This window comes from Pseudomonas sp. JV414, assembly GCF_032424305.1.
Classification (GTDB): domain Bacteria; phylum Pseudomonadota; class Gammaproteobacteria; order Pseudomonadales; family Pseudomonadaceae; genus Aquipseudomonas; species Aquipseudomonas lini.
This window is the reverse complement of the sequence record NZ_VYKC01000007.1, coordinates 244,636-254,248: the sequence shown is the minus strand read 5'-3', so window position 1 is coordinate 254,248 and position 9,613 is coordinate 244,636. Positions and strand designations below refer to the sequence as shown.

The window sequence follows — 9,613 nt, the reverse complement described above, 5'->3', positions numbered from 1 at the left end:
GTAGTGGGATTAGCGACTGGCCACCATGACGGCTTCACCGACGGTTTTCCATTGAACGACTGGACTGTTGTTGTCGAGGGATGCTGCATTTAGCAGGGCGGTCGCGTTAAGCCCGGTGGCTTTGCAAGCGTTGTGGCAGCGCATGACCCAATCGATGTCTCTCATGGTTCTGGCCTGCTTGAACATCAGCTTCGAGGTGAGCATGGTGACTTCAGCCGTGGTCCATTTCATTAATTGGGCCAGACGGTCGTTGACGACACTTCCCTCGCTACCGGAAGCGTTCGCGAACTCCAGGTAACTCAGCAGGCTTTCTTCCGGCTGCTGGTAAGTATTCATGAAGTGGTTGAAGCGATCGAACAGATACAAGGTTTTGAACGACAGCCTCAGCTGTCCATCCGGTGTGTCCAGCCAGTGGGCAGTGTTCAGGAGCGCGCGCAAGGCCTTGTTGCTCAGCTGCAACCGAACTGCGGCTTCGGTGTGACGCAGAAGCGGGTGCAGTTTGTGCGCAAGTTTGTATGGGTCTTCAATGTCCAGGGCTTTGGTGAGAACTTTATGGACCGAGGTTCTCGCCCATATCACTACATCCTTTGCACAATTCATGGGCAGCAGAAAGGTTTCCTGCAGAAACGCTTCGATCAGGTGCTGCTGACGATCATGGGCGAGCAGCAGAAGGTTTTTAAGTTTTTGTGTGCAGTCGTTCTTGAGCCTGAGGTCTTTGTCGGGATCCGCATCCAGCGTCAACTCAACAAAGATTTTATCCAGCGCATTTGTCAGCTTCTGCGGTACATCGTCTTTGATCGAGGGGGCGAAATTTTTTACCAGACCTTTATCATCGAGTAGGGTACTCGCCAGCTTCGCCTGCCAATCAATGTTTTCCGGCAGTGCCAACGTCGCCAATTCTTGAGCGGTTACCGCGCACTGGCGCGTTTCGGCGACAAGTTTGGTGAGGTGATGCTGCAAATCCCCCAAGAGATAGTCGTCATTGGGATGCAGTTCAAGAACACGTTGCAGCATGGGGATGTCATAGGCGGACTCTTTGATCCAGCGGGTTATCCAGTCCAACTGCATCAGGATATCGAGAATGTTGAGTGCAGAAGCTTCCTGAGGGGGGACACTCAGAACGACTTTATCGATCTCGCCAGAAAAGGTGCCAATCGAAGTTAAAGACCCTTCTCCACGGATTGATTGCAGGATCATGTTCGTACATTTGCGGTGGGTAAGCTCATCGAAACCGGCACCATGCCACTTGATGTTTTGGCCCTCCAGTGATGTGGCACTGGTCGAGTCGGTGGTTTGAATCTGGTCAATGGTGATCCACGGTCGTTCCTCGTCGCCTGACTCAGGGATTAAACTGACATCAAGTTTTTTGATTGTCGTGGTGTCGGCAAACCATGAAGTATTGGTTCGCAGGGTTGACCCGGCAAGCAGGGTAGCTTCACCCGGATCGCCGCCCTCCGGTAGCTGAAAATGCGCGACCAGCTCGAAATACTGATCTGCTTTTTGGCCCCTGATCTGAAAGGTCCGTCTGCCGGTGTTACCGGTTACCAGACACCTTGAAATACTTTCCCCTCCCAGAAAATTTTCCAGCGTCGACAGTTCGGCAATCGAAAGGCCGAACATCCGCGCGGTCCGTGCCTGGCGATAAATGGACGACAGCGTGAGCAAGTCACACTTGAGCGAACCCAGGTATTTCTGCGTGTTTTTGACGACCCGAAAAAGTGAGTCCTCTGTCAGAGGCAGGCCCAGGCTGACGCTCAAGTGCTGGAGAATGGTGTGAGAGACCGGGTCCGAATCGTTCGCCTGGAAGGCTCGACCATCGAGCTTCAGTGGCTTTTCGAACAGCCGGGCTTTATTGAATACCTTATCGAATAGGGACGTATTGTCGCCGGTAGCGCATGGGGATATCTGGTGTAGCAGCGCTGCAAAGTCTTCAGCCGTGATCGAGTACCGCCGGTTAAAAAAACGATAAACACCGAGAGCTCGAATGACATAGCTGTCGAGTTGCATCTTTGCATTGGCTCGCAACTGAGATTCCAATGCGCTGCACATCAGGGTGTCCAGCTCGTTGAACGGAATTGTGAGCCAGCGCTGGAGGCGGATCATTCGATGCAGGCGTTCGAGTTTATCCTCGGTCGCATTGGCTATTTCGCCGGGCCTGTTTTCGTTGTCCAACGTCATGCTTTTATCATCGGCAGCGACAGGGCCGTTTACATAACGGGCGCCATAGGGCCGGGAAAAAGGTGCCCCCAAGGAGTAATGAGGAGATGTGCGAGGCGCAGATTTACCTTGTGCCAGCAATGCTTCCATTTGCTCGGCTTCAAGTTCGGTTCGCTCCAGAAAGGTCGGTATTTTTTTCAGGTCGGAAATCGACGTGAAGCCATAGATTTTTTCCCAGTAGCTGTCTTTGCGCTTGCGTTCCTCGGGGGTGGGCCGTTCGTGTACCTCATCTGTCAGGATTTTTTCGGCCCAAGCTGTCAGCAGCGCTTGCTGTTTCGGACCAAGCCCGGACATCAGCATCTGAGCTTCATGAGACGCAGTCTCCAGCACCTTGCCGTACGAAGAATTTCTGGAAGGCGTGATAGGGAGGGAATCGCTGATGAGATAGTTCAGCTCTCCGAGCGTCGGTTTGTTCGCGCTCAGCCCCAGTAGGCACTGATGGTGGAAAAACTCATACGGAAGGGCAAAGGGGTAATACCTATGCGCTAGAACCTCATAGGTCGACTTGCCTTCGTCATCGGTGGTCTGCAGCGCCTTCTGAATGTTTTTGTCCAGAATCGCATTGACGATTCCGAGCATCGGTTGCGCAGTGAAGGTGCTTTGCTGATCAATCGACAGATCGGCGAGATCCGGGCGACGTTTTGCCAATGGGATTCGGTTGGTTTTTTCATCCGGTAATTGCGAGACGCTGGATTCCAGTTGCAGGGCAAACCGGTACAGCGCTCTAAGGTAGGCGACCGGTGAATCGATGGCGGCGATCGAATCATTTTTACAGGCGTCGTCCCAATTCTCTTTGAACAGATGAGTATAGGTGGGGCCCTGTTTCTCGATCGCACGAATGCCCAGGGGATGCCATTGATGCTGTGCTGTTCCGTCTGACGTCCGCTGCTCTCGATAGAGGTGGCTGATCTGGGCCGCGTAACATCTGGCGTCGTTGTAGAGCGAACCGGCGATGCTGCCAGCATGGACCTTGAACATCTCGTCGTTATCGAACGCGCTAACTAAATGATCCTTGAAACCGGCTTCGGTCATCCCGGTGATATCGAACACCGAGGTAAGCCCGAGCTTTTCTTTAAAGCGCTTTTCAAATTCTGCTGTTTTGTCTTCGGGGGCGTAGGCCTTGATCAATGTATCGAGTAAGGATTTTGCGTTGCTCTCGGTTGAGGGGGTGTCGACCATGCCGATGCGTCTCTGAGGAGGTGGAGAGATCGACATTACGGTGTGGCAGGCGGGAGCGCTGTCAGCTTCTTCGTTCAGTGGGAACGGGAAACTTCGCTACTTGGCGGGAGGAATGGGGTGGGAAGGTTGTAGGATTTTGAACGGCGAATAGTCGGGAGGTTTGCCAGTAAACCCCAGACTCACCAGTAACGATACTGGCGGGTCTGGGGCACGCTGTTACACCCGGAAGTGACTCACCATCATCTGCAACTGATTACCCAACCGCGCCAGTTCAACACTGGACGCAGCGGTTTCGTCGCTGGCGGCGGCGGTCTGTTCGGACACGTCGCGTACGTTGATGATGCTGCGGCTGATCTCTTCGGCCACGGCGCTTTGTTGCTCGGCGGCGGCAGCGATCTGCTGGTTCATCGACTGGATGTTGGACACCGTTCGGGTGATGTTTTCCAGTGACACGCCAGCCTTGCGGGTCAGCGCCACGCTGCTGTCGGTCAGGGCGCGGCTGTTGTTCATCACGGCCGACACTTGTTGGGTGCCGTTCTGCAGACCGGCCACCAGGCCTTCGATTTCCTCGGTGGATTTCTGCGTGCGCTGGGCCAGGCCGCGAACTTCGTCGGCCACCACGGCAAAACCACGACCGGCTTCACCGGCACGGGCCGCTTCGATGGCGGCGTTGAGGGCCAGCAGGTTGGTCTGTTCGGCCACGGCCTTGATTACGTCCATGACGCTGCCGATCTTGTCGCTTTCCTGCTGCAGCACGCTCATGGCTTCGGTGGAGCGCGCCACTTCGCTGGCCAGGCGCTCGATCTGGGCGATGGCTTCGTTGACCACTTTATCGCCTTCTCGCGCTTGGCCATCAGCGGCGGCTGCGGCCTGGGACGCTTCTTCAGCGTTGCGCGCGACTTCCTGCACCGTGGCAGTCATCTCGTGCATGGCGGTGGCCACTTGATCGGTCTCGATCTTCTGGCTGTTGACCCCGGCGCTGGTTTGCTCGGTCACGGCCGACAGTTCTTCAGCGGCGCTGGCGATCTGGGTGACGCCATCGCGGATACCGCTGATCAAATCGCGCAGGGTCACGCCCATGCGTGCGATGCCTTGTTGCAACACGCCGAGTTCGTCGCGGCGAGTCACTTTGACGTCTTGGGACAGATCGCCGCTGGCGATGCGCTCGACCACGGCCAGGGTCTCGCGCAACGGGCCGGTGATCTGACGGGTGATGATCACGGCGGCAATGACGCCCACCAGCAATGCCAGCAAGGTGCTGATCAGTTGCAGTGTGCGGGCCTGGGCGCTTTCGGCGTCGCGGCGGTCGAGTTGGATCTGATACAGGTGGTCGCTCAGGGTCACGATGGTGGCGCCCTGTTCGGTCATTTCCTTGCGCGCCTGCACCGCATCGGTGTTGGCGGCTTTATACGCTTGCAAGGCGCTGCGGTAATTGCTCAGCGCGGCTTCCAGCTGACGCAGAGCGTCTTGCTGGGTCTCGGCGAAATGTACGTTGAGCGGTTTCAGGCTGGCGATGGCCGTGTCCAGTTGGGCGACGGCTTTTTGCTCTGTCTCGGCGTTGGTGCTGGCCGTGTAACCACGCACTTCGTAGCGAGCCAGGATGAACGCTTCCTTGGCGGCGGTGATGGCCTGGAACTGTTCGAAGCGTTGGTCGCTCAGGGGCATTTGCTGCACGCGGGTGCTGATTGCTTCGATCAACTTGCTGGCGGTTTCAGCATTGGCGCCCATGGCGTCGCGGGCGCTGTTACCGGTGCGGTAGGCGCTGCGCATTTTGTTCAGGGATATCTGGTAAGCGCTGATGGTCGCGCTCTGCTCTTTGAGCAGCTTGACGTTTTCCGGGCTTTTGAATGTCGACAGCAACGATTGTTGCTGAGCGATGAAACCGTCGAGGGTGGTCTGCACATTCTGTGCGGCGGTTTCGTCGCCGTTGGTCAGCATGTATTGCAGGCGAACCACGCGCAGTTTGGTCAGGCCGGCGTTGAGCTGAGTGATATCGCTCATCCAGTTGCTGCGGTCAATCAACCCGCCCAGGCTCTTCCAGCCGGTCAGGGCGAGGACGCAGGTCAGTGCCAGGACCAGGCCGAATCCCAAGCCCAGTTTCAGGTTCACGCTGATATTACCGAACCAGCTATTCATCAATATTCCTCCAGGAACGTTGTGCTTCTTGATCGTCGGTTGGCTGGAAGATTGTTGTTTTAAGAGCCAGCAAGGGGGTAGCAGGTGTGTATCGGCAGCAATTCCGAGATCTGAAAGGTTTTGCTGCATCGATTCTGTAACAAGGTTTTTGGGGGCTTAAGCTTTTTTTCACATGAGTTTCACTGGCTGCCGACGTGCGCCTCTTTACCCTCGCGCATCAAATGAAAGTGGTGCATGCCGGCGAGGCGGCCTGATGTGGAATTGAGACTGAGTCTGTTCGGGATAAAACGCTCGATCGATCTGAGCCCTTTGGCTCGTTATCGAAACGCCGCAGTCGTGCTGGCATCTGCCTTGTTGGTTATTCCGCTGACGGTTTGGCTGTTGCGGCCCGCCGCCGTCCCTGACCTGGCCCATGGCAACGTGGCGGGTGCCCGTGCGTTGGCGACCGGTTGGGCCAAGGGCGACATGATCGTGCTGATGCGTCACGTCGAGCGCTGCGATCACTCCACGGCTGCCTGCCTGAGCGGCAATGATGGCATCACCGATCGCTCCCGTAGCGTGGCGGTGAGTGTCGGCGCGCAGTTCGAGCATTTGGGTCTGGATCAAGCCGACATCTATAACAGCCCGATGATGCGTACGGCGCAAACCGCCGGTTACATGTTCAACAAGGTCGGCGTCGGTGAAGACTGGTTGATCCGTTGCAGGGGCAGCATGCTGCGCGATGCCCTGGCGCACAAGGTGGCCGGGCGCAACCTGATTCTGGTGACCCACAGTGAATGCATGGCGCAACTCGAAAAAGACCTCAAGTTACCGACCGCGACCCTTGGTTACGGCGCTTCTCTGTTTATCTCCGCCAAAAAGTCTCAGCCGCCGCGCATGCTCGGTTTCATCGAAGCCTCTGACTGGCGCTCGGTGACCACTGAATGAGCTTCACCATCATTCCTCATTCCTCATCCCGAACTGGAGCGGTGAGGTTGCGATCCAGTTGAACTCCTGAGTAGCAGCGTCCTTCCTGGCGCTGTTATTGTCTGACGTCAGGGAGTTTGTATTTAAGGACGATGCAATGGAGCTTGCGCTGACGGTTGGCGCTCACAGATTGAGATTGAGTGCCCCCGACCCCGAATGGTGTAAAGCGTTGCAGCATGCGCTGAACGCCAGTTTTACGACCCATTCCGAATTTCTGCCCTGGGCAAAACCCTATACCACTGAGGACGAAGCCCGATCGTTCCTCGCGCGTGCGGTCGATGAATTCAAGAGCGAAACAGGTGAGCGGCGGTTGTTTATCGTCGACGATGCAGCGCACGCGATCATCGGCTGCATTGGCTTGAAGCCCCGGCGGCGCAACCGATATGTCGTCGGTTACTGGGTCAACTCCGAGTATTCGGGCCAAGGTTATATGCGCACGGCGCTCGAAGCACTGATCAAAAGCATGCCTGGTTTCACGTTTTATCTGACCACGGCCTCGGCCAACAGGGCGAGTCAGCGCCTGGCTGAAGCGGCTGGTTTTGGTTTGATCAGGATGTGTTATCGGGCGCGGTATTCGGAGCCGCATGGGGAGCAGGATACGTATTTGTACCGGTTGAAATGCCTGTAGGAATTGCCAGAGGTTGTTGGTGCACCGGTCACTTGAGTTGACCGCTAACAAAACGGCAGGCAAAAAAAAGCCCGCGGGAGAGCGGGCAAACCGTAGTTTCTTGAATGAGCGAGGGGAATGTACAGGTTGGAGAGAGGTGGTTGGGTGAAGAAAAATTCATGTGGATGGAAGCCTTCTCGGTATTGCCACGAAGAGACACGAAAATCATTGCTTTGCTGAGGCGCTAAAAAACAAGCAGGATCTGGCGCCATTGCGGGTCGTGGTAGAAAAGGAATTGCTGCACCACGACATCATGTTGGCGCTGAGTTCTGCTGGCATGCTCGCCAAACTGACCTTTATTGGCGATACCTGTTTGCGTGCTTGCTACGGTTCTAACCGTTTAAGTGAGGACCTGGATTTTACCGGTGGTGCAGATTTCAATCGCGAGAGCCTGACCGAGCTTGCCCATGTATTGGTCACCACACTGAAAACCAAATATGGCCTTGAAGTTTTGAAGTCGGTGAGCCTGTTCGTGAGGAAGGGAATGTCGACACCTGGAAACTGAAGGTTCAAACCAGACCAGGGCGCAAAGATCTGCCGGCACGGCGCATTAACATCGACGTGTGCTCCATCCCGAGCTATCAGCCACAGCCAATGCAGTTGCTTAATCCTTATGGCGTCGAAATGGGCACAAGCGGTCTGATCTTGCAGGCTGAAACCCACGAAGAAATCTATGCGGACAAAATCGTAGCTTTCGCTCTGCGGCCTGGGGTGGTTCCTGCCGGGAGAGTTGGTAAATCAAACCGTTAATGAACCGGCGTTCTGGACGTTTTTGGTTGGGCATATACGTGATTTGTATGTGGCTACAGATAAAGCGCTGAGCGGCCATGAGAGTGTTCAGAGTTTTGGCTTCAAGATGTGGAACCGAAGGATACGCGGTAGCAGTCGCAAAAATGGGCGACCTCAATGAGGTCGCCCATTTTGTTTTTCTACGCCGAAACCTGTGTCTGTGACCGTCGCATGTATCGATCCATGACAAAATCTTCATTTGATCAACGAGCGCGATCACTCAGTGAAAAACGGGAGGCTTGCCCACGGCCACCGACCCGTTCGGATCGATGTTATCCCGCGCTCGGTTGACCAAAAGTTCGGTCAACACCGTCAACTGATGAAGAGCCAGCGCCACATTGTGCTGCGAGCCTTCGAGTTGGTTGGCAAAGTCCAAAGTCATGACGTTGAGGGACGCCAGGGTTTCGCTGGCATGAGCGAGCAGGGTGGTCGTGTCGACGTCGGGGCGGACGCTGAAGATGTTCCTGTTCAGGTTGCGCCGGCGGGCGCTGACGGCGCGTTCGGTGGCTTGGGGAACTTGGGTTGGGTCGAGGGCTTCAGGCTCTGAAGTGGCCGGATTTTCAACTAAATGCAGGGTGATTTTTTTCATAAGGGCGTTCCATGGGGTTAGGGATCCTTACGCTGTTTCGGCTTGTCAAAACCGTCCGCAGGGTTTGTAGCGAAGAATGAAGACTATCTTCCGGAAACCTTGTTCGCCAGTTCATGGAAGTCGCTACGGGTTGCGGGAAATTTCCCAGGATGACGTGGCTCTAATCTGTCAGAGAAATCCTTTTCACACTTGGGCGAAGCGTGGCTGCTCTGCGTTCATTGAGGTGCTCCCGCATACGTAACATTCAGCTCCCGATGTCACGTATTCGGAATATCCCTACCCGCTCAAATCCAAAAAAGGCACCTGCGATATGCTCGTCAGGTGCCTTTTTGTGTTGGGGAGCGGCAACGATTTCCTATGCCGGGTTCGTTACGACGCCGAAACCTGCATCTGTAACCTTCGCCCAACCACATCCAGCAAATCGCAGCCATCGCGCAACGAAGTCACCAACACCCGCGCAAGTTCACTGTAAACGCCTTCGTTCGCGGCGAAGCTCTCCAGCAATTGAGTCGCGGTGCGGATGCGGTAGGCCGCCGTTTCATGCAGCACATCCAGCGGTGCTTCGGTGTCGATCAGCAGCGACGCAATGGTGCAGTCGATGCCGGTGACCGGCATGTATCGATCCATGACAAAACCTCCATTTCGATCAACGAGCGTGATCACTCAGTGGCAGACGGGCGTGACCGCCGGCGTGGGCGAATCGAGGTTATCCAGCGCTCGATAGATCAACATCTCGGCCAACACGGCCAGTTGCTGGGTCGCCAACGCCACGTTGCGATGCGAGCCTTCGAGCTGGTCGGCCAAGTCGGTGGTCATGACATTCATGGAGGCAAGGGTTTCACTGGCGTGAGCGAGCAGGGTGGGTGTGTCGACGTCGGGGAGAATGGTGAAAACATGGCTCACGGGATCGGGCTGTTTCGGGTCGCGCAAGCGGGCGCTGACGGCGCGTTGGGTGGCTTTGGAGAGTTGGGTCAGGTCGAGGGTTTCGGGTTCCGAAGAGGTATCGGTTTCTGGAGGGTTGGGGGTGATCTTCTTCATGTTGATGCTCCTACACTAGTTTTGGAGGCGGC

Annotated in this window: 8 protein-coding genes and 1 pseudogene; 3 read left to right on the top strand and 6 right to left on the bottom strand. The window is 55.8% G+C overall.

The features are described 5' to 3' along the window. Positions 1–9: 9 nt before the first annotated feature. The 3 genes and pseudogenes from F6R97_RS10850 to F6R97_RS29570 form a co-directional block, all read right to left on the bottom strand. Entirely contained in the window at positions 10–3,396 is a 3,387-nt protein-coding gene (locus F6R97_RS10850) for a Tc toxin subunit A (protein ID WP_315866509.1), read from the bottom strand. Between the two features lie 216 nt (positions 3,397–3,612). Next, a complete protein-coding gene (locus tag F6R97_RS29575; protein ID WP_408003886.1) occupies positions 3,613–4,317 on the bottom strand; it encodes a methyl-accepting chemotaxis protein in 705 nt (234 codons plus the stop codon). Between the two features lie 201 nt (positions 4,318–4,518). After that, a pseudogene (locus F6R97_RS29570) lies at positions 4,519–5,397 on the bottom strand (methyl-accepting chemotaxis protein); the annotation flags it as partial. 390 nt (positions 5,398–5,787) lie between these two features. Between F6R97_RS29570 and F6R97_RS10840 the strand changes: the two are divergent. From F6R97_RS10840 to F6R97_RS10830, 3 genes are all read left to right on the top strand, one after another. Further along, positions 5,788–6,459, top strand: a complete 672-nt coding sequence (locus F6R97_RS10840; protein ID WP_038980203.1) for a histidine phosphatase family protein — start codon at positions 5,788–5,790, stop codon at positions 6,457–6,459. Between the two features lie 136 nt (positions 6,460–6,595). After that, complete coding sequence (locus F6R97_RS10835) at positions 6,596–7,126, top strand: GNAT family N-acetyltransferase (protein ID WP_038978865.1); 531 nt, start codon at positions 6,596–6,598, stop codon at positions 7,124–7,126. A 160-nt stretch (positions 7,127–7,286) separates the two neighbouring features. Next, the gene (locus F6R97_RS10830) at positions 7,287–7,670 is read left to right on the top strand and encodes a nucleotidyl transferase AbiEii/AbiGii toxin family protein (RefSeq protein ID WP_315866508.1); all 384 of its coding nucleotides are present in this window, start codon (positions 7,287–7,289) and stop codon (positions 7,668–7,670) included. A gap of 504 nt (positions 7,671–8,174) precedes the next feature. On the opposite strand, the gene F6R97_RS10820 is transcribed toward F6R97_RS10830, so the two are convergent. The 3 genes from F6R97_RS10820 to F6R97_RS10810 all read right to left on the bottom strand — a co-directional run bounded on the left by F6R97_RS10820 (position 8,175) and on the right by F6R97_RS10810 (position 9,581). After that, positions 8,175–8,543: a DUF6124 family protein gene (locus F6R97_RS10820; protein ID WP_038978866.1), complete on the bottom strand. Its 369-nt coding sequence runs from the start codon at positions 8,541–8,543 to the stop codon at positions 8,175–8,177. A gap of 369 nt (positions 8,544–8,912) precedes the next feature. Further along, positions 8,913–9,170 carry a hypothetical protein gene (locus tag F6R97_RS10815; protein WP_038978867.1) on the bottom strand — a complete coding sequence of 86 codons (258 nt, stop codon included), beginning with the start codon at positions 9,168–9,170 and terminating at the stop codon, positions 8,913–8,915. Positions 9,171–9,206: 36 nt separating this feature from the next. Then, positions 9,207–9,581 (bottom strand): DUF6124 family protein, encoded by a 375-nt coding sequence (locus tag F6R97_RS10810; RefSeq protein WP_315866507.1) that lies wholly within the window; start codon positions 9,579–9,581, stop codon positions 9,207–9,209. Positions 9,582–9,613 lie beyond the last annotated feature (32 nt).